General features: G+C 63.6%; 21 protein-coding genes. 7 read left to right on the forward strand and 14 right to left on the reverse strand.

All coding sequences use genetic code 11. The features are described 5' to 3' along the window. Positions 1 to 218 precede the first annotated feature (218 nt). Both yccS and QMX89_RS13895 read left to right on the forward strand, forming a co-directional pair. Positions 219 to 2,408, forward strand: coding sequence for a YccS family putative transporter (yccS, locus tag QMX89_RS13890; protein ID WP_282348636.1), 2,190 nt, complete (start codon positions 219 to 221; stop codon positions 2,406 to 2,408). A 44-nt stretch (positions 2,409 to 2,452) separates the two neighbouring features. Next, the gene (locus QMX89_RS13895) at positions 2,453 to 2,923 is read left to right on the forward strand and encodes a GNAT family N-acetyltransferase (protein WP_282348637.1); all 471 of its coding nucleotides are present in this window, start codon (positions 2,453 to 2,455) and stop codon (positions 2,921 to 2,923) included. Here QMX89_RS13895 and QMX89_RS13900 read toward each other — a convergent pair. The 10 genes from QMX89_RS13900 to tkt all read right to left on the reverse strand — a co-directional run bounded on the left by QMX89_RS13900 (position 2,914) and on the right by tkt (position 12,577). Further along, positions 2,914 to 3,210, reverse strand: a complete 297-nt coding sequence (locus QMX89_RS13900; RefSeq protein ID WP_049861413.1) for a winged helix-turn-helix domain-containing protein — start codon at positions 3,208 to 3,210, stop codon at positions 2,914 to 2,916. The two genes, QMX89_RS13895 and QMX89_RS13900, sit on opposite strands and share 10 nt — an antisense overlap. Before the next feature lie 11 nt (positions 3,211 to 3,221). Then, a complete protein-coding gene (locus QMX89_RS13905) occupies positions 3,222 to 3,722 on the reverse strand; it encodes a M48 family metallopeptidase (protein WP_282348638.1) in 501 nt (166 codons plus the stop codon). Between the two features lie 56 nt (positions 3,723 to 3,778). Further along, positions 3,779 to 5,908 (reverse strand): EAL domain-containing protein, encoded by a 2,130-nt coding sequence (locus QMX89_RS13910; RefSeq protein ID WP_282348640.1) that lies wholly within the window; start codon positions 5,906 to 5,908, stop codon positions 3,779 to 3,781. A 226-nt stretch (positions 5,909 to 6,134) separates the two neighbouring features. After that, complete coding sequence (gene fba, locus QMX89_RS13915; RefSeq protein ID WP_049861417.1) at positions 6,135 to 7,199, reverse strand: class II fructose-bisphosphate aldolase; 1,065 nt, start codon at positions 7,197 to 7,199, stop codon at positions 6,135 to 6,137. Between the two features lie 103 nt (positions 7,200 to 7,302). Beyond that, the gene (locus QMX89_RS13920; protein WP_049861418.1) at positions 7,303 to 7,629 is read right to left on the reverse strand and encodes an MliC family protein; all 327 of its coding nucleotides are present in this window, start codon (positions 7,627 to 7,629) and stop codon (positions 7,303 to 7,305) included. 47 nt (positions 7,630 to 7,676) lie between these two features. Beyond that, on the reverse strand, positions 7,677 to 7,889 hold the full coding sequence (locus QMX89_RS13925; RefSeq protein WP_049861419.1) for a hypothetical protein: 213 nt from the start codon (positions 7,887 to 7,889) through the stop codon (positions 7,677 to 7,679). A gap of 79 nt (positions 7,890 to 7,968) precedes the next feature. Next, positions 7,969 to 8,190 (reverse strand): hypothetical protein, encoded by a 222-nt coding sequence (locus QMX89_RS13930; protein ID WP_049861420.1) that lies wholly within the window; start codon positions 8,188 to 8,190, stop codon positions 7,969 to 7,971. 27 nt (positions 8,191 to 8,217) lie between these two features. Continuing rightward, positions 8,218 to 9,381 carry a phosphoglycerate kinase gene (locus QMX89_RS13935; protein WP_282348641.1) on the reverse strand — a complete coding sequence of 388 codons (1,164 nt, stop codon included), beginning with the start codon at positions 9,379 to 9,381 and terminating at the stop codon, positions 8,218 to 8,220. A gap of 14 nt (positions 9,382 to 9,395) precedes the next feature. Further along, positions 9,396 to 10,451, reverse strand: coding sequence for an erythrose-4-phosphate dehydrogenase (gene epd, locus QMX89_RS13940; protein ID WP_282348642.1), 1,056 nt, complete (start codon positions 10,449 to 10,451; stop codon positions 9,396 to 9,398). Between the two features lie 128 nt (positions 10,452 to 10,579). Next, a complete protein-coding gene (gene tkt / locus QMX89_RS13945; RefSeq protein ID WP_122742914.1) occupies positions 10,580 to 12,577 on the reverse strand; it encodes a transketolase in 1,998 nt (665 codons plus the stop codon). Between the two features lie 192 nt (positions 12,578 to 12,769). Here tkt and QMX89_RS13950 point away from each other — a divergent pair, with 192 nt between their 5' ends. The 3 genes from QMX89_RS13950 (at position 12,770) to QMX89_RS13960 (ending at position 15,637) form a co-directional block, all read left to right on the forward strand. Beyond that, the gene (locus QMX89_RS13950) at positions 12,770 to 13,771 is read left to right on the forward strand and encodes a metalloregulator ArsR/SmtB family transcription factor (RefSeq protein WP_056844680.1); all 1,002 of its coding nucleotides are present in this window, start codon (positions 12,770 to 12,772) and stop codon (positions 13,769 to 13,771) included. A 12-nt stretch (positions 13,772 to 13,783) separates the two neighbouring features. Then, positions 13,784 to 14,977: a methionine adenosyltransferase gene (gene metK, locus QMX89_RS13955; protein ID WP_049861425.1), complete on the forward strand. Its 1,194-nt coding sequence runs from the start codon at positions 13,784 to 13,786 to the stop codon at positions 14,975 to 14,977. Between the two features lie 252 nt (positions 14,978 to 15,229). Further along, positions 15,230 to 15,637 (forward strand): DUF1090 domain-containing protein, encoded by a 408-nt coding sequence (locus tag QMX89_RS13960; protein WP_056844681.1) that lies wholly within the window; start codon positions 15,230 to 15,232, stop codon positions 15,635 to 15,637. Positions 15,638 to 15,694: 57 nt separating this feature from the next. Here QMX89_RS13960 and QMX89_RS13965 read toward each other — a convergent pair whose 3' ends face one another. Next, positions 15,695 to 16,081 (reverse strand): MAPEG family protein, encoded by a 387-nt coding sequence (locus QMX89_RS13965; protein WP_049861427.1) that lies wholly within the window; start codon positions 16,079 to 16,081, stop codon positions 15,695 to 15,697. A gap of 269 nt (positions 16,082 to 16,350) precedes the next feature. Between QMX89_RS13965 and QMX89_RS13970 the strand changes: the two genes are divergently transcribed. Together QMX89_RS13970 and QMX89_RS13975 are read left to right on the forward strand one after the other, a co-directional pair. Next, complete coding sequence (locus tag QMX89_RS13970; protein WP_282348646.1) at positions 16,351 to 17,517, forward strand: MFS transporter; 1,167 nt, start codon at positions 16,351 to 16,353, stop codon at positions 17,515 to 17,517. Between the two features lie 103 nt (positions 17,518 to 17,620). Beyond that, positions 17,621 to 18,880: a sodium:proton antiporter gene (locus QMX89_RS13975; protein ID WP_282348647.1), complete on the forward strand. Its 1,260-nt coding sequence runs from the start codon at positions 17,621 to 17,623 to the stop codon at positions 18,878 to 18,880. 68 nt (positions 18,881 to 18,948) lie between these two features. Here the strand turns inward: QMX89_RS13975 and QMX89_RS13980 are convergent, their stop codons facing one another. The 3 genes from QMX89_RS13980 to QMX89_RS13990 all read right to left on the reverse strand — a co-directional run bounded on the left by QMX89_RS13980 (position 18,949) and on the right by QMX89_RS13990 (position 24,629). Beyond that, positions 18,949 to 20,238, reverse strand: coding sequence for an OprD family porin (locus tag QMX89_RS13980; RefSeq protein WP_282348648.1), 1,290 nt, complete (start codon positions 20,236 to 20,238; stop codon positions 18,949 to 18,951). Between the two features lie 270 nt (positions 20,239 to 20,508). Then, positions 20,509 to 21,615, reverse strand: coding sequence for an agmatine deiminase (aguA, locus tag QMX89_RS13985; RefSeq protein ID WP_282348649.1), 1,107 nt, complete (start codon positions 21,613 to 21,615; stop codon positions 20,509 to 20,511). Between the two features lie 101 nt (positions 21,616 to 21,716). Further along, entirely contained in the window at positions 21,717 to 24,629 is a 2,913-nt protein-coding gene (locus QMX89_RS13990) for an aminotransferase (RefSeq protein WP_282348650.1), read from the reverse strand. Between the last annotated feature and the right edge of the window lie 14 nt (positions 24,630 to 24,643).

Consider the following 24,643-nt stretch of genomic DNA (forward strand, 5'->3'; position numbering starts at 1 on the left):
GCCGCTGCTACAGAGTCCCCACACCCCATCGATCCGCCACCGCCCCTGTAGCAGCGGCGCAAGCCGCGTCACGACCACAGCGCACCATCGACCCACCACCGCTCTTGTAGCAGCGGCGCAAGCCGCGTCGGGGCCACCGCGCAGTACCCGTCGACCGCCGACAGTGATAGATTGACGCCGTTCATCAGCTCCCTCGCCTACAGGTCGATTCCTTCTTCATGGCATCCAGGTCGTTCCGCCAATCCATGCGCCGCTTGTGGGCGCTGGACAAGTTCAGCTACAGCGTACGGGTGTTCATCGCCCTGTCCGGCAGCATGGCGCTGTGCTGGTATGAAAACGAGATGCGCCTGCTGGTCCCGCTGTTCCTGGGCATCATCGCCTGCGCCCTGGCCGAAACCGACGACAACTGGCAAGGCCGCATCCGCGCCCTGGCGGCCACGCTGACCTGCTTCACCGTCGCTGCCTTCGCCGTCGAGCTGCTGTTCCCCTACCCCTATGTGTTCGTCACGGCCCTGGCCGTGGCCAGCTTCGCCCTGACCATGCTCGGCGCGCTGGGCGAACGCTACGGAGCGATCGCCTACGCCACGCTGATCCTCTCGGTCTACACCATGATCGGCGTCGACCAGCGCGGTGGCGAGGTCAGCAACCTGTGGCGCGAGCCACTGCTGCTGGTCGCCGGTGCCGCCTGGTACGGCCTGTTGTCGGTGCTGTGGCAGGTGCTGTTTTCCAACCAGCCGGTGCAACAGGCCCTGGCGCGGCTGTTCAACGAACTGGGGCAGTACCTCAAGCTCAAGGCGAGCCTGTTCGAACCGATTCGCCAACTGGATGTGGAAGCCCGCCGCCTGGAGCTGGCCAAGCAGAACGGTCGAGTCGTGGCGGCGCTCAACGCCGCCAAGGAGATCATTCTGCACCGGGTCGGCAACGGCCGCCCCGGCTCCAAGGTCAGCCGCTACCTGAAGCTGTATTTCCTCGCCCAGGACATTCACGAACGCGCCAGCTCCTCTCACTATCCGTACAACGCCCTGGCCGAGGCGTTCTTCCACAGCGACGTCCTTTTCCGCTGCCAGCGCCTGCTGCGCCAGCAAGGTGTCGCCTGCCAGCGGTTGGGCGAGTCGATCCAGTTGCGTCAGCCGTTCATCTACGACGACAGCTTCGCCGAAGCACTGAGCGACCTGCACGCCTCGCTCGAACACCTGCGCATCCAGAGCAACCCCGCCTGGCGCGGTCTGCTGCGATCGCTGCGCGCGCTGGCCGCCAACCTCGGCACCCTCGACCGACTGCTCAGCGACGCCGGCAACCCCGACCGTCTCGCCGACGCCCGCGACAGCAGCCTGCTGGATCGCTCGCCGCATACCCTCAAGGACTTCTGGGGCCGCATTCGGCAGAACCTCACGCCCACCTCGCTGCTGTTCCGCCACGCCCTGCGCCTGCCCCTGGCGCTGGTGATCTGCTATGCCATGGTCCATCTGATCCACCCCAGCCAGGGCTACTGGATCATGCTGACCACCCTGTTCGTGTGCCAGCCCAGCTACGGCGCCACCCGACGCAAGCTGGGCCAGCGCATCATCGGCACCGCCATCGGCCTGACCGTGGGCTGGGCGTTGTTCGATCTGTTCCCCAGCCCCATCGTGCAATCGCTGTTCGCCATCGGCGCCGGCCTGGTGTTCTTCGTCAACCGCACCACGCGCTACACCCTGGCCACCGCAGCCATCACGCTGATGGTGCTGTTCTGCTTCAACCAGACCGGCGACGGCTACGGCCTCTTTCTGCCGCGCCTGTTCGACACCCTGCTCGGCAGCCTGATCGCCGGCCTTGCGGTGTTCCTGTTCCTGCCCGACTGGCAGGGCCGCAAACTGAACAAGGTGCTGGCCAATACCCTGACCTGCAACAGCATCTACCTGCGTCAGATCATGCAGCAGTACGCCAACGGCAAGAGCGACGACCTCGCCTACCGCCTGGCCCGGCGCAACGCGCACAACGCCGACGCCGCGCTCTCCACCACCCTGGCCAACATGCTCATGGAGCCGGGGCACTTCCGCAAGGAAGCCGACGTCGGCTTCCGCTTCCTGGTGCTGTCGCACACCCTGCTCAGCTACCTGTCCGGACTGGGCGCGCACCGTGGCACCGAGTTGCCAGCCGAGGCGCGTGAGCAACTGATCGGCGAGGCCGGCGAAAGCCTGGCGCGCAGCATCGATGAAATTGCCACCGGCCTGGCCACGCGTGAACCGGTGCAGGTGCAAAGCGACAGCGAGGAAGCGCTGGCCGACACACTGGAGCAGATGCCCGACGAGGTCGACGAAGGCCAGCGCCTGGTGCAGACCCAACTGGCGCTGATCTGTCGTCAACTGGGGCCATTGCGCACCCTGGCCGCGCACTTGATCAAGGGCCCGACCGCAGTCGTCACCTGATGGCGCTGCGGCTTGCCGGAATCGAAACACGGAACGAGGTAAACATGGCCATCGAATGGATGTGCATGCACCACCGCGAGCTGGATATCCACCAGCTGTACGAAATCCTGCGCCTGCGCAGCGAGGTCTTCGTGGTCGAGCAGCAATGCCCCTATCAGGACGTCGACGGGCAGGATCTGCACGCCGACACCTGCCATCTGCTGGGCCGGGACAACGGGCAACTGTTGGCCTACCTGCGCCTGCTGGACCCTTCGACCCAGGGCGGCGACGTGGTGATCGGCCGGGTGATCACCGCCGCATCGGCTCGCGGCACCGGACTGGGCCACGCGCTGCTGACCCACGCACTGGAACAGGCCGCCCAACGCTGGCCGCGCGTGCCGATCCAGCTATCGGCCCAGGCTCACCTGCAGGGCTATTACGGCCGCTACGGTTTCATCGCCCAAGGCCAGGAATACCTGGAGGACAACATCCCGCACATGGCCATGCGGCGCGAGGTCGGGGCTGCTCAGGGGTAACCGAGCACCTGGCGGATCTGGCCCAGGTTCTGGCCGATCCATTCACGGTCGATCGCACCCCATTGCCGGATCACATAGCGACCGATGTGGTTGCGCTCGCCGTCCTGTTGCTCGAACTCACAGGCAATGTCCAGATCGGCGAGCGCCGCAATGGTGTCCTGAGCGGTGCGCCGAGGCATGCCGGTCGCCTCGATGAGGGCCGGCACGGTGGCCGCCTGGCCACTGTCGATCAGCCAGGCCACGTAGAGCCGGCGGTAGAAACTGCTGCGGGTCTTGCTGACTTGCATGGGAGTATCCTTCACGTCGCAGGGGGCAGATCACGGTAGGTCAGGTAGACGCGCAGGTCGAATTCCAACTGGTGATAACCGGGCAGCATGTGCTCGCACAGTTGATAGAACGCCTTGTTGTGGTCACTCTCGCGAAAGTGCGCCAGTTCGTGCACCACGATCATTTCGAGAAACTGCGGCGCCGCGTCCTTGAACAATGAAGCGATGCGGATTTCCTTCTTGGCCTTGAGCTTGCCGCCCTGCACCCGCGACACCGCAGTGTGCAAGCCCAGCGCGCGGTGCGTGAGGTCCAGGCGGTTGTCGAACAGCACCTTGTCGATGGCCGGTGCGTTGCGCAAGTGCGCCTGCTTCAAGGCCACGGCATAGTTGTACAGCGCCTTGTCGCTCTGCACGGCGTGACGATCGGGGTAGCGCTGGCTGAGATAGTCCGCCAGTTGCCCGCGCTCGATCAGTTGCCGTACCTGCTCCTGCAGTGCGGGTGGGTAGGCTTGCAGGTACTTCAGCGCGATCATGGTGCCCGTTTCGACTTGAGAAAGGCGCTCAGTGTAACGCCTGCCCGGTGCCGGCGTCACACCGCCGCCGGCTGCACGCCTGCGCTGACCAATGGAAAATCGCTGGCGGCCTGCGCGGTCAACGGCCGGGCAATGACAAAGCCCTGGATCCACTCGCAGCCAGCAGCGCGCAGCCACCGACACTGCTCGGCGGTCTCCACGCCTTCGGCGATCACCGTGATGTCGAAAGCAGTGCAGGCCTGAATCACGCTGCGCACGAAGACACCGTCAGGGTGCGAGTCGGGCAACTTGGCAATCAGGTGACGGTCCAGCTTGAGCGTATCGATGGGCAGATCGCGCAGCAGTTTCAGCGAGCACGGGCCGGTGCCGAAGTCGTCCAGGGCGATACGCACGCCCAGGTTGCGCAGTTGGTGCAGCTGTGCGGTGGCCTGGGCCAGGTTGTGCATCAGGGAGGACTCCACCACTTCCACTTCGAGCTGCTGCGGGCGCAAGCCGTGCAAGGCGATGGCGCGCTGCAGCTCGGAGACCAGATTGGGCATGGCGAACTGGGCATTGCTCAGGCTGATGCTGAGCACCAGCTCGTCGGGAAAGCGGCTGGACCAGGCGCGACGCTGGGCGGCGCCCTCGGTGTAGATCCAGCTCGACAGGCGGCTGATCAACCGCGCCTGTTCGAGCAGGGGAATGAACAGCCCCGGCTGCACGTCGCCAACACTGGGATGGCACCAGCGCAGCAGCGCTTCGAAACCACGCAGACGACCGTCGAGCAGTGACACCTGCGGCTGGTAGACCAGGCTGAAATCGCGGTTCTCGATGGCTTCGCCGACACTGGTTTCCAGCAGCAGACGCGATCGCGCCCGACCGTTCAAATCCTGGTCGTAGTAACGGTATTGCTGACGACCCGCCTGCTTTGCGGCATACATGGCAATGTCGGCGGCGCGCAGCAGGCTGTCCAGGTTGGCGCCGCATTCGGGATAGGTGGCGATGCCGATGCTCACGCCCAGATTGATGTCCACCCCGTCCACGGTCTGCTCCACGGCGATGCGTTCCATGAGTTTTTCCGCCACCTTGGCGGCCTGCTCGGGGTAATCGAGGTTGTCCAGCAGCGCGGTGAATTCGTCACCGCCCAGGCGGGCCACCACATCGAAGGGGCGCAGCACGGCCTTGATCTGTTCGGCCACCCAGCGCAAGGCCCGGTCGCCCGCGTCATGGCCATGACGGTCGTTGATCCGCTTGAAACCGTCCATGTCCAGATACAGCAAGGCCTGGGCCTTTTCCGCACGCTCGTTGCGCACCAGGGCGCTCTCCACCGCCTGATAGAAACCGCGGCGGTTGAGCAGCCCGGTCAACGGGTCTGTGACCGCCTGGTATTCGAGTTGCTGGTGCAGGCTGCGCACCACCGACATGTCCAGAATCGTCACCACCATCGCACGCTGCTCGCCGGGCAACGGCGCGCACGACAAGGCCACCGGCAGTTGCTGGCCATTGGCCGTGCGCATCAGCCCATCGTGAACGCGGTACGTCGTGCGCGTGCTGTAGGCGCGATAGAAGTCGGACTCGAACCACACGGGGACCTGCGGCTTGTGCAGGTGATCGGCCAGCACGGTGCACTGCAGTTGCTCGACACTGGCACCGAGCAGGCGCGAGATGGCCGGGTTGGCGAAGGTGATCAATCCTTGATCGTTGACCACCAGAATGCCTTCCCCGGCGTTTTCGAGGACCGAGGCGTTGAAGGCGCGAGCCGCTTCCAGGTCCCGGCTCAGGCGCTGCAAGTCGCGTCGGTTGCGCTGCTGCTCGAGCAGGGCCTGGACCTTGGGCCGCAGAATCTGCGGATCGAACGGCTTGAACAGATAGTCCACCGCGCCCGTGGCGTAGCCCTTGAGCACGGCGGCCTGCGACTGCTCGTTGGCGGTCAGGAAAATAATCGGGGTCAGGCGCGTACGCTGGCTGCCGCGCATCAGGCGCGCCACTTCGAAGCCGTCCATGCCCGGCATCTGCACGTCCAGCAGAACCAGATCGACCTCATGCTCCAGCAGCTTGCCCAGCGCCTCCACACCGGAAGCGGCAGTGATCACCTGCCAGTCCTGGCGCTCGAGCAGAGCTCTCATGCTCAGCAGGTTTTCTGGATAGTCGTCGACCACCAACAACGTAGAACCGCCGTCCGTGGACGGATAAAGGGCGCATTCCATGCTACTACTCGTTCAGACGGGGCTTGATCCGGAGGCATCCGGAAAATTCAGGCATCACTTTAGACGGGCGTCACACAAAGCTGTAGGACAATTTCCAAGTGTTTGCGGCAGGCACTCAGATCGGCCGATGGACGGCACGTGTGGTGCAGAGACCGTGGAGCTTGCGAAACACCTGGCCAAAACGAAAGAACCCGCCTATAGGCGGGTTCTCTGGTCGCGATGACGCTTAGTTGACCTTGGCGTTCAACTCGCCGCTGGCGTAGCGTTGGAACATGCCTTCCAGGGAGATCGGCTTGATCTTCGAGGCATTGCCCGCAGTACCGAACGCTTCGTAGCGCGCGATGCACACGTCACGCATGGCTTTCACGGTTTCGGCGAAATACTTGCGTGGGTCGAACTCGGCCGGGTTCTGCGCCATGAAGCGGCGAATCGCACCGGTGGAGGCCAGACGCAGGTCGGTATCGATGTTGACCTTGCGCACGCCGTACTTGATGCCTTCGACGATTTCCTCGACCGGCACGCCGTAGGTTTCCTTGATGGCGCCACCGTACTCGTTGATGATCGCCAGCCATTCCTGCGGTACCGAGGAGGAGCCGTGCATCACCAGGTGAGTGTTGGGAATGCGCGCATGGATCGCCTTGATGCGGTCGATGGCCAGAATGTCGCCGGTAGGCGGTTTGGTGAACTTGTAGGCGCCGTGGCTGGTGCCGATGGCGATGGCCAAGGCGTCGACCTGGGTCTTGGCGACGAAGTCAGCCGCCTCTTCCGGGTCGGTCAGCATCTGGCTGTGATCCAGGATGCCCTCGGCACCCACGCCGTCTTCTTCACCGGCCTGGCCGGTTTCCAGCGAACCCAGGCAGCCCAGCTCGCCTTCTACCGACACGCCGCAGGCGTGGGCGAAGGAAACGGTCTGCGAGGTCACGCGCACGTTGTAGTCGTAATCGGTCGGGGTCTTGCCGTCGGTGCCCAGGGAGCCGTCCATCATCACCGAGCTGAAGCCCAGTTGAATCGAACGCTGGCAGATGTCCGGGCTGGTCCCGTGGTCCTGGTGCATACACACCGGGATGTGCGGGAATTCCTCGATCGCCGCCAGGATCAGGTGGCGCAGGAACGGGGCACCGGCATATTTGCGGGCGCCAGCCGAGGCCTGCACGATGACGGGGGAGTCGGTCTTGTCGGCCGCTTCCATGATGGCGCGCATTTGCTCGAGGTTGTTGACGTTGAAAGCTGGTACGCCATAGCCGAATTCGGCGGCGTGATCCAGCATCTGCCGCATGCTGATAAGTGCCATTGTTATATGTCTCCCGGTTCAGGGTCGTTGATCGTTGCAGCTCACCGCAGGCGGCCGCTATTGAAGTAATGCCTATCATCGGGCAGGCCCTGGGGCCCAGCCGTCACGGAGCCTTGCAACCCCGGCCAATCAAATCGTCGGTGGCGACCCAGTACACCAGGCCTTCGTCACCTTTCTTGTGGAACGCCAGCACGCCATCGCTGAACAATTCACCCTCGGCACCGGCCTGAGGAGTCAACGCATAGACCTTGTCGCTGCCCGCCAGGCGCACTTGCATCGCGCTCTTGTCGGCGGCGCTGTAGCGCCATTGCACATCGACCTGGCTGTCACATTGCCAGCGTGTCCAATTAGGGGACATCGGCATCTGTTTGTCCATATAGGCGCAGCCGGACAGCAGCGCCAATACCATTATCGCCATACCGCCTTTCATTCACATACCTCGGAGCGCGGGGCACTGCGGCCCCTTGCAGCACAGGCTTACGACCCGCAATTCTGTGCCGTGTTCTGGGAACCGGCCACCTCGCCGGTGGAGTTGGTCTGCACGCGCTGATCATCCTGAGTGGTGGGCGTGACCACCGACACCGGGCTGAACACTTCACAGGCGCTGCCTGCACCTGAACTCATGCAGCCACTGGACAGCACCGCTGCCAGCAGGGTGGCCGAACCGAATGTCGCGGAACCGATCTTCATGGTGAACTCCTTGTGCCAAAGGCGGTGATAATCGTGAAACTCACCACAGAAGACCCCTGACGAGTACCATTGGTTGCCCTCAGGGACAACCCGGTGCCTGCGCCTGCTGTTCCGGCTCGTAGCGCTCCAACGCCTCGGGCCCCATGCGCTTGCCGACCACCGGGATGCTTTCGGCCTGCCACTGCGACTGCGAACAGCCTCCAGGGGTCGCCGCCGGCTCGTCGTCAACCGAGGTTGCCGGCGCACCGGAACAACCGGCCAGCAGACCGATCACCAATGCCAACGTGGCAGCCTTGAGCATCCGTTTCTCCTCGAAACTCACAGGGCGTCAGGCCTTGGCCCGATGTTCCAGCATTTCCACGGCCGGCAGGACCTTGCCCTCGACGAATTCGAGGAACGCACCGCCACCGGTCGAAATATAGGAAATGTCTTCGGCGACGCCGTACTTGTCGATGGCCGCCAAGGTGTCGCCGCCACCGGCGATGGAAAACGCCGGGCTCTGCGCGATCGCCTTGGCCAGCACCTGGGTACCGTTGCCGAACTGATCGAACTCGAACACGCCCACCGGGCCATTCCACAGGATGGTCTTGGACGACTTGAGCAGCTCGGCGAACTGTTCGGCGGTTTGTGGGCCAATGTCGAGGATCATGTCGTCATCGGCCACATCGGCGATGAGCTTGACCGTGGCTTCGGCGCTTTCGGCAAACTCCTTGGCCACCACCACGTCGACCGGCAACGGCACGCTGACCTTGGCAGCGATGGCGCGCGCGGTGTCCAGCAGGTCAGGCTCGTACAGCGACTTGCCGACCTTGTGCCCGGCCGCGGCCAGGAAAGTGTTGGCGATGCCACCGCCGACGATCAACTGATCGCAGATGGCGCTAAGGCTGTTGAGCACGTCCAGCTTGGTCGACACCTTGGAACCGGCGACGATGGCCGCCATCGGCTTGGCCGGGGCGCCCAGTGCCTTGCCCAGTGCCTCCAGCTCGGCGGCCAGCAGCGGACCAGCAGCGGCCACCTTGGCGAACTTGGCCACGCCATGGGTGGAGCCCTCGGCGCGGTGCGCGGTGCCGAACGCGTCCATCACGAACACGTCGCACAGGTCGGCGTACTTCTGCGCCAGCTCATCGGCGTTCTTTTTTTCGCCCTTGTTGAAGCGCACGTTCTCGAACAGCACGACAGAGCCGGGCTCGACCTGAACGCCGTCGAGGTAGTCGGCCACCAGCGGCACGTCGCGGCCCAGTGCCTTGCTCAGGTACTCGGCAACCGGCTTGAGGCTGTTCTCGGCCGAGAACTCGCCTTCGGTGGGCCGGCCCAGGTGCGAGCAGACCATTACCGCTGCGCCCTTCTCCAGGGCCAGCTTGATGGTGGGCAACGAGGCGACGATGCGCGCGTCGCTGGTTACCTTGCCATCCTTGACGGGCACGTTGAGGTCTTCGCGAATCAATACGCGCTTACCTTGCAGGTCGAGGTCGGTCATCTTCAACACGGTCATTGCGTTCAGTCCTTTCAAGCTCGTTTGGAATTGTTCATGACGCGCAGGTAGTGCCCCGCGACGTCGAGCATACGATTGGCGAAGCCCCATTCGTTGTCGAACCAGGCCAGCAGGTTCACCAGGCGCGGCCCGGAAACACGGGTCTGGCTGGCATCGACGATGGCCGAATGGGGGTCGTGGTTGAAATCACAACTGGCGTGCGGCAGTTCAGTGTAGGCCAGCAGACCTTGCAGCGGGCCGCTGCTTGCGGCTTCACGCAGGATCCGGTTGACCTCGACGGCACAGGTGTCGCGCGCCATCTGCAGGGTAATGTCCAGGCATGACACGTTGACGGTCGGCACGCGCACAGCTTTGGCCTGGATCCGGCCGGCAAGTTCCGGCAACAACCGTTCGATACCGCGGGCCAGGCCGGTGGAAACCGGAATGACCGACTGGAAGGCCGAGCGCGTGCGGCGCAGGTCTTCGTGGTGATAGGCATCGATCACCGGCTGGTCGTTCATGGCCGAGTGAATGGTGGTGATGGACACATATTCCAGGCCAATGGCCTGATCCAGCAGGCGCAGCAGCGGCACGCCGCAATTGGTGGTGCAGGACGCGTTGGACACCAGCTTTTCGTGCCCGGTTAGACAGTCCTGGTTGATGCCGAACACGATGGTGGCATCGACATCGGCCTCGCTGGCCATAGGCTGGGAAAACAGCACGGCCGGTGCGCCGGCAGCCAGAAAACGCTGGCCGTCGGCGCGGGTGTTGTAGGCTCCGGAGCATTCGAGCACCAGGTCGATGTCCAGCGCAGCCCAGTCGATCGCCTCGGGCGTGGCGCTGCGGATGACCCGTATGGGGCGCCCGTTGATCAACAGATGGTCGGCTTCGACCGTGACTTCACCGGGAAAACGTCCGTGGGTCGAGTCGAAGCGCGTGAGGTATTCGAGACTGGCCATGTCGGCCAGGTCGTTGATCGCCACTACCTCGAAGTCAGCCTGCGCACCGCGCTCGCACAACGCGCGCAGCACGCAACGGCCAATCCGGCCGTAACCGTTGAGGGCGACTCTGTAGGGGCGTTTCTGAGACATGGAGAGTTACGCCTGAAGTCATTCAGATCATGTGGGAGCGGGTTCTACCCGCGAAGAGGACACTGCGGCAGCACATGACTGCGTGTTGTATTCTTCGCGGGTAGAACCCGCTCCCACAGGGGTGTGGATCAGTCTTCGAGCAATTCTTCGGCGGTGGCCAGGATGTTCTCCAAGGTGAAGCCGAACTCTTCGAACAGCGCCGGTGCCGGTGCCGACTCGCCGAAGCTGGTCATGCCGATCACCCGACCTTCCAGGCCCACGTACTTGTACCAGTAGTCGGCATGCGCAGCCTCGATGGCGATGCGCGCGCTGACCTGCAGCGGCAGGACCGATTGCTTGTAGCCTGCATCCTGTGCGTCGAACACGCTGGTGCACGGCATCGACACGACGCGCACGTTGCGGCCCTGTTCGGTCAGCTTGTCGAAGGCTTTGACGGCCAGCCCCACTTCGGAACCGGTGGCGATCAGAATCAGCTCAGGCTCGCCAGCACAATCCTTGAGCACGTAACCGCCACGAGTGATATCGGCCAACTGGGCCTGATCGCGGACCTGGTGATCGAGATTCTGGCGCGAGAAGATCAGCGCCGACGGACCGTCGTTGCGCTCCAGGGCGAATTTCCATGCTACCGCCGACTCGACCGCATCGGCAGGACGCCAGGTGTCGAGGTTCGGGGTGCAGCGCAGGCTCGCCAGCTGTTCGATCGGCTGGTGGGTCGGGCCATCTTCGCCCAGACCGATGGAGTCGTGGGTGAACACGTAGATCACGCGCTTCTTCATCAGCGCCGACATGCGTACCGCGTTGCGGGCGTATTCCATGAAGATCAGGAAGGTCGCGCCGTACGGCACGAAGCCGCCGTGCAGGGCGATCCCGTTCATGATCGCGCTCATGCCGAATTCGCGTACACCATAATAGATGTAGTTGCCGGCGGCGTCATCCGCTTCGACACCCTTGCAGCCTTTCCACAGGGTCAGGTTGGAACCGGCCAGGTCGGCCGAACCACCGAGAATCTCCGGCAGCAACGGACCGAAGGCATTCAAAGCGTTCTGGCTGGCCTTGCGGCTGGCAATGGTCTCGCCCTTGGCGGCTACTTCGGCAATGTAGGCGCTGGCCTTTTCGGAGAAGTCGGCAGGCAGCTCGCCACTCATGCGGCGCACGAATTCGTTGGCCAGTTCAGGGTAGGCAGCGGAGTAGGCGGCGAAGCGCTGGTTCCACTCGGCTTCCAGGGCGACGCCGGCTTCCTTGGCGTCCCATTCCTTGTAGATGTCGGCCGGGATTTCGAACGGGCCGTGGTTCCACTTCAATGCTGCGCGGGTCAGGGCGATCTCCTCGGCACCCAGTGGCGCGCCGTGGCAGTCTTCCTTGCCCTGCTTGTTCGGCGAGCCGAAACCGATGGTGGTCTTGCAGCAGATCAGCGTCGGCTGCTCGCTCTTGCGTGCAGTCTCGATGGCGGTCTTGATTTCGTCCGCATCGTGGCCGTCGACGTTGCGAATCACCTGCCAGCCGTAGGCTTCGAAGCGTTTCGGCGTGTCGTCGGTGAACCAGCCTTCGACTTCGCCGTCGATGGAAATGCCGTTGTCATCGTAGAAGGCGATCAGCTTGCCCAGGCCAAGGGTACCGGCCAGCGCGCTGACCTCGTGGGAAATGCCCTCCATCATGCAGCCGTCGCCGAGGAACACGTAGGTGTTGTGGTCGACGATCTTGTGGCCGTCGCGGTTGAACTGCGCTGCCAGCACTTTTTCCGCGAGCGCAAAACCTACCGCGTTGGCCAGGCCTTGGCCCAATGGACCGGTGGTGGTCTCGACGCCTGGGGTGTAGCCGTACTCGGGGTGACCTGGCGTGCGGCTGTGCAGCTGGCGGAAGTTCTTCAGGTCTTCGATGCCCAGGTCATAGCCGGTGAGGTGCAGTAGCGAATAGACCAGCATCGAGCCATGACCGTTGGACATGACGAAACGGTCGCGGTTGGCGAACGCCGGGTTGGCCGGGTTGTGCTTGAGGAAGTCACGCCACAGCACTTCGGCGATATCCGCCATACCCATGGGGGCACCTGGGTGACCGCTGTTGGCTTTTTGCACGGCATCCATGCTCAGTGCACGAATGGCATTGGCGCGCTCACGACGGCTGGGCATCGCTTATCTCCTGGGGTCTGTGTAGGCAGGGATACAACAAAGGGGGGCATTTTCCCCCACCGGCGGGGGATTGGGCAATCGGACATTTGCCCTGAGCGGTAATTGCCGGGTCATGAACGGACACAACCAATATCAAAACTTTTTGATATTGGTCTTGCGACGCCGCCCGTCGCTCTCTAGACTGCCCAGCCTATGAACCTTCGTGCCCCTGCGTTCGACCATCAGGCAAGTGACGATCTGGCCGCCCTGTGCAAGGCCGGTGGCGATCCCCTGCGCCTGAACGTGCTGCGCGCGCTGGCCAGCGATTCGTTCGGCGTGCTGGAGCTGGCGCAGATCTTCGCGGTGGGCCAGTCGGGGATGAGCCATCACCTCAAGGTGCTTGCCCAGGCCGACCTGGTGGCCACGCGGCGTGAAGGCAACGCGATTTTCTATCGTCGCGCCCTGCCCAACGGTCGTGTGCTGGGCGGACGCCTGCACAGCGCCCTGCTCGAGGAAGTCGACGGGTTGAGCCTGCCGGCCGAGGCGCAGGCGCGCATGGCCGTGGTGCAGCGCCAGCGCGCCGCGGCCAGCGAAGACTTTTTTTCGCGCATGGAAGAGAAGTTCCGCGCCCAGCAGGACCTCATCGCCGGCCTGCCGCAGTACCGCGAAAGCCTGCTGGCCCTGCTCGACAAATTGAGCTTCGCCCAACAAGCCAGTGCCCTGGAAGTGGGTCCGGGCGATGGCGGCTTTCTGCCCGAGCTGGCCCGACGCTTTGCCCACGTCACGGCGCAGGACAACAGCCCGGCGATGCTCGAACTGGCCCGCCAGGTCTGCCTGCGCGAGCAGTTGAGCAACGTGCGCCTGGAACTGGCCGATGCCTTGGCCCCTACCAGCCTGCGCGCCGACTGCGTGGTGCTGAACATGGTCCTGCACCATTTCAGCGACCCGGCTCAGGCGCTTGGCCATCTGGCGCAGCGGGTGCAGCCAGGCGGTAGTCTTTTGGTAACAGAATTGTGCAGCCACAATCAGAGTTGGGCCAAAGAGGCCTGCGGTGATCTCTGGTTGGGGTTCGAACAGGAAGATCTGGCCCGTTGGGCCATCGCTGCGGGGCTTGTTCCCGGAGAGAGCCTCTACGTGGGCTTACGTAATGGTTTCCAGATTCAGGTCCGCCATTTTTCGCGGCCGGCTGGCGACACTCACCATCGGTCAATTTAGGAAACCGTCGAGATGAGCGAATACTCCCTTTTCACCTCCGAGTCCGTCTCCGAAGGACACCCGGACAAGATCGCCGACCAGATTTCCGACGCGGTGCTGGACGCCATCATCACCCAGGACAAGTTCGCCCGCGTGGCGTGCGAAACCCTGGTCAAGACCGGCGTGGCGATCATCGCCGGCGAAGTCAGCACGTCGGCCTGGGTCGACCTGGAAGACATCGTGCGCAAGGTCATCGTCGACATCGGCTACAACAGCTCCGATGTCGGCTTCGACGGTGCCACCTGTGCGGTCATGAACATCATCGGCAAGCAGTCGGTGGACATCGCCCAGGGCGTAGACCGCAGCAAGCCTGAAGACCAGGGCGCTGGCGACCAGGGTCTGATGTTCGGTTATGCCAGCAACGAAACCGACGTGCTGATGCCTGCCCCGATCTGCTTCTCGCACCGCCTGGTCGAGCGCCAGGCCGAAGCGCGCAAGTCCGGCCTGCTGCCGTGGCTGCGCCCCGATGCCAAGTCCCAGGTCACCTGCCAGTACGAAGGCGGCAAGGTCGTGGGTATCGACGCCGTGGTGCTGTCGACCCAGCACAACCCGGACGTGTCCTACGCCGACCTGCGCGAAGGCGTCATGGAGCTGATCGTCAAGCACGTGCTGCCGGCCGAGCTGCTGCACAAGGACACCCAGTTCCACATCAACCCGACCGGCAACTTCATCATCGGTGGCCCGGTGGGTGACTGCGGTCTGACCGGGCGCAAGATCATCGTCGACAGCTACGGCGGCATGGCTCGCCACGGCGGCGGCGCCTTCTCCGGCAAGGACCCGTCCAAGGTCGACCGCTCGGCCGCCTACGCTGGTCGCTATGTGGCCAAGAACATCGTCGCCGCCGGCCTGGCCGAGCGTTGCGAGATCCAGGTGTCCTACGCCATTGGCGTGGCCCAGCCAACGTCGATCTCGATCAACACCTTCGGCACCGGCAAGATCAGCGATGAGCAGATCGTCAAACTGGTACGCGCGCACTTCGACCTGCGCCCGTATGCCATCACCACCATGCTCGACTTGCTGCACCCGATGTACCAGGCCACCGCAGCCTACGGCCACTTCGGCCGTGCGCCGGTGGAAATGACCGTCGGCGACGACACCTTCACCGCGTTCACCTGGGAGCGCACCGACCGTGCCGCCGCCCTGCGCGATGCCGCCGGCCTGAAATAAGCGCCTCGCAGCACCCCGTAAAAAGCCCCGACCAGGCGACTGGCCGGGGCTTTTTTTCGTGTCGGCGCCAACGTTGCGGGACTGATCAGGGCGCGATCGCTTTGACCTGGCTGGCAAAAGGTCCTTCAATAGGTGGATCTCGTCGCCGGCGACTGCACCCTCTCGATCTATCCAGCCGTGAATAAGACGCGTCCTACAGACAGCTACTTCAATTCATCGTCAACTATTCAAAATCACATTCTCGGAGTCACCATGAACACGTTTTCCTCGCTGTGCGCCGTACTGGTCGCCGGTGTGCTGGCCGGCCCGGCAATCGCAGCACCCGCCGCTCCTGCCTCGGCCCCTGCAGCCACCGGCTGCGCCGCCAAGCAGCAGCATGTACAGGCGCAGATCGACATCGCCAAGGCCAACGGCAATCAAAACCAGGTCGACGGGCTGAGCACCGCGCTACGGGAGATCCAGAACAACTGCACCGACAACGGACTGCGCAAGGAGCGTGAAGGCAAGGTGCTCGATGCCAAGCGCGAAGTCAGCAAACGCCAGAGCGATCTGGACAAGGCCATGAAGAAAGGCGATTCGGAGAAGATCAACAAGCGCAAGGACAAACTTGCCGAGGCCCGCAAGGAACTGCAAGACGCCATGGATGAGTTGGACAAGTAACGAACATGCGACGGCGGGTCATCGCAATGACCCATCGTCACTGCCGTACCGTGTTGGCTACATCGAAACGAAGAAGTAACTGACGATGATCGCAAATCCGGCGAACCATACCAGCGATCGCAACGTCGCCCAGTCGGCCAGATAGCAAATGATGTACAGCAGACGCGAAGTGATGAACACCACTGCCAGTACATCCAGCGTCACCTGCTGCGCATTGCCGACGATATCGGAAATCACCACAGCGGCAATGAAGCCGGGAAGAATCTCGAAACTGTTCAACTGGGCCGCATGCGCCCGCTTGGGCAGGCCCTCGAGGGCATCGAGATACGTGCGCGGATCATGGTTCTGCTTCAGGCCGAACTGGCCGCCCGTGAACTTGGCGATATACGCGCAACCGTAGGGCAATATCAACGCGATCAAGACACACCAGAAGGCGACGGTCATACAGAGTTCCTTGTCCAAGTAGTCCACCGTGAGGTGCCCATGCACGGCCGGTACCGAGTAAGAGGACAACTGCCGTGAAAGGTTCGCTGGCGCAGAGTTCCATTGCAATTATCAATTTTGCCGACTTTAGTGGCCTCCCTATAATAAGCGCCGCTGTATCGTTACAGCTTTTTGCGCACCCATTCCAATAAATCGTGTTCTCTGCAGCTCATGCGGAGGCTGGCGCATGCCCTCTTCGGGCAACTCACCTCCTACTCGAGAGAATCCGTATGCCACTTGCATTGTTTGCATTGGCCGTCGCCGCATTCGGCATCGGCACCACCGAATTCGTCATCATGGGCCTGTTGACCGATGTGGCCCAGGACCTGTCCGTCAGCATCCCGGACGCTGGCCTGCTCATCACCGGCTACGCGCTGGGCGTGGTGTTCGGCGCGCCGGTGCTGGCGGTACTCACTGCCAACCTGCCGCGCAAGGCCACCCTGCTGGGCATGACCCTGATGTTCATCCTCGGCAACGTGCTGTGCGCGATGGCGCCCAACTACGCCACGCTGATGGGTGCACGGGTCATCACGGCCCTGTGCCACGGGGCCTTCTTCGGGATCGGCTCGGTGGTCGCCGCAGGGCTGGTAGCGCCGACCAAGCGAGCTCAGGCCATCGCCCTGATGTTCACCGGACTGACCCTGGCCAACGTGCTGGGTGTACCGCTGGGGACCGCTCTGGGCCAGTTCGCGGGCTGGCGCTCCACCTTCTGGGCGGTTTCGGTCATCGGCGTCATTGCCCTGCTGGCGCAGATCGTCTGGCTGCCCAAGGCCATTCCCATGGAGCGCGGCAACCTGGCGCGCGAGTTCCGCGTGTTACGCAAACCCAACGTGTTGCTGCCGCTGGCGATGAGCGCGATGGCCTCCTGCAGCCTGTTCAGCGTGTTCACCTACATCGCGCCGATCCTGCAGGACGTTACCGGCGTCAGCGCCCACGGCATCACCGTGATGCTTCTGCTGTTCGGCGTCGGCCTGACCATCGGCAGCATGCTCGGGGGGCGTCTGGCCGACTCACGCCTGTTGCCTTCGTTGCTGGGCATGGCGATCGCGGTGGTGTTGATCCTGGCCCTGTTCACCCAGACCAGCGGCTCGCTGATTCCGGCCGCGATCACCTTGCTGGCCTGGGGCGTGTTCGCCTTCGCGCTGTGCCCGATCCTGCAATTGCTCATCATCGACCAGGCGCACGAGGCGCCGAACCTGGGATCGACGCTGAACCAGAGCGCCTTCAACCTCGGCAACGCAGCAGGCGCCTGGGTCGGCGGCCTGGTCGTGGCCAGTGGTGCGCCGCTGGTGGACCTGCCCTGGACCGGTGCAATCACTGGTGTGGGTACGCTTGCCTTGGCATTGGTGTTCATCTATTGGCAGCGACGGCCAGTGGCGGTCAACGCTGCGGGCTAAATGAAGTGTGCCGTGCGGGCATGCGGCAACATCCAACCATAGCAGGGCGCCTGATAGGCGCCCTCTATCGATAGATCTTCACCACCTGACCCAGGGAGCCCGGATGCTCGAGATAGTTGCGACATTCATTTGCCTCACCACACTGCTCACCTACGTGAACTTCCGCTTCATCGGCCTGCCGCCGACCATCGGCGTGATGGTCACCGCCCTGATGTTCTCGCTGATCCTGCAAGGCCTGAGTTTCATCGGCTACCCAGGCCTCGAGGATCGCGTCGAAGCGTTGATGAACCAGATCGACTTCGGCGATCTGCTGATGAACTGGATGCTGTCGTTCCTGCTGTTCGCCGGCGCGCTGCACGTGAATCTGGCTGACCTGCGCAACTACCGCTGGCCCATCGGTCTACTGGCCACCTTCGGCGTACTGATCGCCACCTTCGTGATCGGCACCCTGGCGTTCTGGATCTTTGGCCTGTTCGGCTGGCACGTCAGCTTCCTGTATTGCCTGCTGTTCGGCGCCCTGATTTCACCGACCGACCCGATCGCGGTGCTGGGCGTGCTGCGAACCGCCAACGCCTCCAAGCCACTGAAGACCACCATCGTCGGCGAATCGCTGTTCAATGACGGCACGGCAGTCGTGGTGTTCACCGTCCTGCTGGGCATCGCCCAACTTGGCGAAACCCCCACCGTCGGCGCGACGGCCATGCTGTTTCTGCATGAAGCAGTGGGCGGCGTACTGTTCGGCGGCCTGATCGGCTACATCGTCTACCGCATGATCAAGAGCATCGAGCAGTATCAGGTCGAGGTCATGCTGACCCTGGCGCTGGTCATCGGCGGCTCGGTCATGGCCTACGAGCTGCATGTCTCGGCGCCGATCGCGATGGTGGTGGCCGGGCTGATCATCGGCAACCTGGGACGCAACCTGGCGATGAACGACATGACCCGGCGCTATATGGACGGTTTCTGGGAGCTGCTCGACGACATCCTCAACGCCCTGCTGTTCGCCTTGATCGGGCTGGAGCTGTTGCTGCTGCCGTTCTCCTGGCTGCATCTGTTGGCGGCCTCCCTGCTCGCCGTGGCGATCCTGCTGTCGCGGTTGCTCACCGTGGCCCCGGCGATTCTGCTGCTGCGGCGCTTTCGCAGCGTCCCGCGCGGCACCATTCGCGTGCTCACCTGGGGCGGCCTGCGCGGCGGCGTCTCGGTCGCCCTGGCCCTGGCCCTGCCCATCGGCCCGGAGCGCGACCTGCTGCTGAGCATCACCTACATCGTCGTGCTGTCCTCGATTCTGCTGCAGGGCCTGAGCATCGGCAAGCTGGTCAAGGCCGTGACCCGCGAACCCGACACGCAGGCAGTGCGCGAGCACTGATCACTGCCCTTCTGCGTAAAACAAAGAACCCCGCGAGTGCGGGGTTCTTGTTCAGCGCCGGGTCGACATCAGAAGATGTTGATCGGGTACTCGACGAAGGCGCGTACTTCGTTGCCGTCGTCGTTGTAGCCCGAGGCACGGACGTTGTCCGAGGTGCGCAGCCACGAGCCGCGCAGGCGCAGGGTCAGGTCCTTGGCCGGGCCGTTCTGTACCACGTACTGGATCTGGTTGAAGATCTCGCGCTCCTGACCGTCGCCGGTCGGGGTGCGGATGTTGTCGCCACGCACGTAGGCCACCTTGTAGGTCAGGCCCGGCACGCCGAATGTGCGGAAGTCGATGCCGTAGCCCAACTGCCAGGAGACTTCGTCTTCGGCGTTGAAGTCCGACCAGTACGAGTTGGCCAGGAAGATGGTCGAGCCACCGTCACCCACACCGCCGGCGTTCTGGTAGAAACCGTAGTTGTAGCCGGTGTCGCCGGTGCTGCGTTGATGTGCCAGGGTCAGCGAGTGCGGGCCGAAGGCCCAGGTAGCGGCCAGGCTCCAGATCTTGTTGTCGCGGCCGGTGCCCAAGGTGCTGGCATAGTCCTTGTCCAGGTGCGAGCGGTAGCCGTTGAAGTCGAACGTCAGCGATTGCTCGCTCGGCAGGGCCAGTACGTAGTTGAGGTTGATGTACTGCTTCTTCAACCGGTCTTCGACATCGGAGGCATACAAGGCACCGGTCAGGCTGTCGGTGAACTGGTAGCTACCGCCGTACACGTCGATCTTCTTCAGGCCGCCGCTGTCGCGGGCTTCGGCGCTCTTGCGCGCTTCCTGGGTGAAGCGCCCGGCGTTGAGCACCAGGCCATCGATTTCCTTGGAAGTGATCAGGGTGCCGGTGAAGCTTTCCGGCAACAGGCGTGAATCGTCGAAGTTGAGCACCGGCAGTGCTGGCATCTGATCGCCGTACTTGATCACGGTGTTGGAAATACGCACCTTCACCGCTGCCCCGGCACGGGCCAGGTCGTGGGGCGCGCTGCTCGGATCATCCGAAGTACCGCCACGCTTGAAGAAGTCGATGCCGCCAGCACCGGCGCGACCGGTACCGCCATCCAGGCGCAGAGCATACAGACCGAAGGCATCGACGCCGACGCCGACCGTGCCCTGGGTAAAACCGGAGTTGAACTTGGCGATCACGCCCTGGCCCCACTCGGCCTTGTCCTGCCCGCCATGCTTGTAGTCACGGCTGATATAGGCATTGCGCAGCAGTACATTGAGGTGGCTGTCTTCGACGAAACCCTTGGCATCGGCCTGCTCGTTGGCCATGGCTTGGGTAGCCGCCATCACGCCCAGGGCGAGGACAGCCCATTTCTTGTTCAACATCTTGTTTTCCCTAATCACCAGTGAGGACGCTACACGACCACCCGCTTGTTTTCCGTCGTTCGTGCGACCTGCGCAGCGCTCTGCAACAGGCGTTCGAACGGTGGGGCAGGGTCTATGAGGATCCGTGTGCGGGGTCGGATCCTAGCGATGGGGGACAACGAAAGTCAAAATTTCGTGAAACTTTGTGGCTATAAGAAGGTCGCGCGATGGAATAACGCCCATGAAAAAGCCCGGCATCAGGCCGGGCTTTTCAGGGCGACTCAGGCCAACTCAACCGCGCACAGGTGCCGGCTGCTGCTGGGTCAGGCAGTGGATGTTGCCGCCGCCGAGCAGCAGTTCGCGGCCTGGCACCATGACCACTTCATGCTCTGGAAACAGCTTCTGCAGCAAGGCCTGCGCCTTGCCGTCGAGCGGATCGTCGAAGCTTGGGGCGATGATGCCGCCGTTGACGATCAGGAAGTTCACGTAGGAACCGGCCAGACGCACGGACGGATGACGCTCCTGGCTGCCGGCAACCAGGTCGACGCCGTCGCATTCCTCCTGAGTGGCATAGAGAGGCCCGGGAATCGGCATCTTGTGCACTACCAGCGCCCGGCCCTTGGCATCGACGCTGTTTTCCAGCACCTGCAAAGCGGCCTGGCAACGCGGATAGTTCGGGTCGCTGGCGTCGTCGGTCCAGGCCAGCAGCACTTCACCGGGACGCACGTAGCAACAGAAGTTGTCGACGTGGCCGTCGGTCTCGTCGTTGAACAGGCCGTCGGGCAGCCAGATGATCTTCTCCACCGCCAAGTGATCGGCCAGGATGTGTTCGATCTGGCCGCGGTCCAGGTGTGGGTTGCGATTGCGGTTGAGCAGGCACTCTTCGGTAGTGATCAGCGTGCCTTCGCCGTCAACGTGGATGGAGCCACCCTCGAGCACGAAACGGTGGGTGTGATAACGCTGGCAGCGTTCCATGTCCAGGACCTTGCTGGCGACCTGCTCGTCGCGGTTCCAGGGCGCGTAGAGTCCGCCCAGAAAGCCACCCCAGGCGTTGAAGGCCCAGTCCACGCCGCGGACTTCGCCACCGTGGTCGACGACGAAGGTCGGCCCGGTATCGCGCATCCAGGCATCGTCGCTGCTGATCTCGACCACACGGATGTTGGGCACGTCCAGGCGCGCGCGCGCGTTGTCGTATTGCCCGGCAGACACACCGACCGTGACCGGTTCGAAACGCGCGATGGCCTTGGCCAGGGCGACATGCGCCGCCTGCACCGGCTTGCCACCCAGGCGCCAGTTGTCCGGGCGCTCGGGCCACAGCATCCAGGTCTGGGTATGGGGTGCCCATTCGGCCGGCATGTGGAAACCGTCGGCGCGAGGGGTACTGTCGAGCGTGGTCATGGGTCAGGGCTCCGGTGGTCCATGAAAAGGTATGGGCGCACTCTACAGGTTGTCGGGCGGATCGTGAAACACACCCGCCGCAGGGCGCGCCAGCGACTGATTCAGCAGGCCATTTCGTCCAGCACCCGCGCCACGCTGTCGACGAAGAAGTCCACGCTCTGCCGGGTAGTCACCATCGGTGGCTTGATCTTGAGGATGTTCAGATAGTCACCGGTGGGTTGCATGAAGATGCCCAGTTCCCGTAGCCGCTCGCACAACAGCGCCGTCTCCTGGGTCGCCGGCTCCAGGCTGTGGCGGTCGCGCACCAGCTCCAGGCCCAGATAGAAGCCGGACCCGTGCACGGCACCCACCAGCGGATGCTCATCGAGCAAGGCCAGCAGGCGGGCCTTGAAATGTCCGCCGACCACCCGCGCGTTTTCCCACAATCCCTCTTCGGCCATGACGTCGAGCACCGCCATGCCAATGCGGCAACTCACCGGGCTGCCACCGGCCGACGAGAAGAAATAACCCTCGACCTCCAGCGCCTCGGCAATCTCGCGACGGGTGATCACCGCGCCCAATGGATGACCATTGCCCATGCCCTTGGCCATGGTGATGATGTCCGGCACGACGCCTTGCTGTTCGACCCCCCAGAAATACTCGCCGAGTCGGCCATAGCCGACCTGCACTTCGTCGGCGATGCACACGCCTCCGCGGGCGCGGACCCGCTCGTAGACCTGTTGCAGATACCCCTCGGGCAGGGCAATGCCACCGGCGTTACCGTACACCGGCTCGCAGATGAAACCGGCCAGTTGACGCCCCTGCGCATCCAATCGATGCAAGGTATCGTCGACGCTGCGCACGTAGCCCGCGGTGCTGTCGGCGCCGCGGAAGGTGCCGCGGTAGCTGTTGGCCGCCATCACCGGATGGACCCAGTCCGGACGCGTGCTCAAGGCCTGCGGGTTGTCGGCGATGGAGGTGGAAATGGCATCGGTGGCCACCGACCAGCCATGGTAGGCCTCGAGCATGCTGAGCATGTCACGGCCACCGCTGGCCGCCCAGGCCAGCCGAATCGCCAGGTCGTTGGCCTCCGTGCCGCTGTTGACCAGAAACACCCGATCGAACCCTTCGGGGGCCAACGCCAGCAGGCGCTCGGAAAACTCGGCGATCGCGGCATAGTGAAAACGTGAGTTGGTGTTGAGCAGCGACCATTGTCGCGCCGCCACCTGGGCCATGCGCGGATGCCCATGGCCAAGTACCGCGACGTTGTTGAGCATGTCCAGATACGCCTGGCCGTGCATGTCGATCAGATGGTTGCGCCAGCCGCGCTCGATCTGCGGCGGCGCCTGGTAATAATGCTTCTGCGAACGCGCGAAGCTGGCGTCGCGACGCCGCAGCAGAAGGTCCGCATCGGGGGGTGTCGGTGCATCGCAATCGATGCCCAGCACAAACGCCGGCGAAGGGCACAGACGCTGCCAGGCTGCTGCCCGCGCCGGCGTACAGAACAGCGGCGGACTCAGCTCGGGAATGCGGCACAGTTGCACCAGCAGCGAACCGTCGACCTGACCCAGCGGGGCGCCCGCCGCGAGCACCGTCCCGGCTGGGCAAGGACAATCGAGCCCCCACAGGTGCAGGCTCGCGAAGGCGCCTTCGAGCACCACGCTGGCATCGGCCAGTCGCCGCAGCGTACCAGCCCAGGGCGCTTGCAGGGATGTGCCCGGCGGCGCCTGGACCTGCACATGCAGTGCGCAGGTCGCCGATGCCGAGCAGGTGTCGATGCGGGTACGCGAGAGGCGGTACTCGCCATACCGGGTGCAGGCCCAGCCACCGACCGCTGCGGCATCGGCCAGCAGCCGTTCGTCGATATTCGCTTGCTCCCAATTGCCGTCCGCGAAATGCTCGCTGAGCACGCTCAAATCCACGGAGCAAACTGTCGAGTGCGTCACGCCGGCGAACAACGGCAATATGCCATCGCTTGAAGATTCGGGTATGCTCCGACCCACACTGCTGAAAATTGCCGCTTCCATCAATTCGAATGGTTCTGCGGTAGCTATGTCGAAGATCTCCCACTCGTGCTCGACATTGGCCCGGATGTAGTCGTTATCCGGCGCCACGCTCAACTGCCGGGCGCTGCTGGTTACCAGCACCGCCGCTCGCAGTACCACCAACGGCCACAGCGCACGCATCTCGGCTTCGCTCAGCGGATTGGCCTGATGATAGGCCGTCACTGCCGGCAACACCGCGAACGGATCGCCATGGGCATGATGCAGCAGCGCGGCGCAGGTTGCCGCCAGGTCCGCCACACGCCAGGTGTGCACCAGATCACCAAAATCGATCAGCCCCGTCAGCTGCCAGCGCAGATCCGCATCGCGCTGCCAGACAGTGTTGTCGTCGGTGATGTCCAGATGCACCGCCTGCATCGGCAGATCGACGCTCACCTGTCCCAGCCGACGCTGGGCCTGAAACGCCATTTCGACCACACGGCCACGTTGCCGTGGATCATCGAGCGTCGGCAGCAGGCGATCAAGCAACTTATGCGCGTGGCGCGGGTCCCATTGCAGCGTGCGCGCAAGGCCTGGGTGCCGAAAGTCGATCAAGGCGCGGTCCACCTCACCGCACAATCTGCCGATGCGGGCGATCGGTTCGGGCCCCAGGTGCTTGAGACGGGTCAGCGGCTGGCCTTCCAGATAGCTCAACACGCGCATCTGCAGGCGCTGTTGGCCGAGCGTTACGGCCACGGTGTCGCGACCGTCGGTCGCCAGCAGCACATGAGGCACTGACAGGCTACTGCGGGCCAGATGCAGCATCGCGGCATGCTGGGCAGCCAGTGCCTGACGGGCTCCCTCATCGTGACAGAACTTCAACACCCAGCGGCCCTGTGGGTTTTCGACCCGAAAGTTCAGGTCCTGCTGGCTACCCAGGCTGTACAACTGGCCCTGCAGGCCGTAGTGCTCGAACAACAATGCCTGCGCCTGTTCGATACTCACCACGGGGTTGGGAAGACTGGCACGTTGCACGAGCGAGTCGAGCGGCATGAGTAAAACCTCGA

It is taken from the genome of Pseudomonas sp. PS01301, from assembly GCF_029960215.1.
Classification (GTDB): Bacteria; Pseudomonadota; Gammaproteobacteria; order Pseudomonadales; family Pseudomonadaceae; genus Aquipseudomonas; species Aquipseudomonas coleopterorum.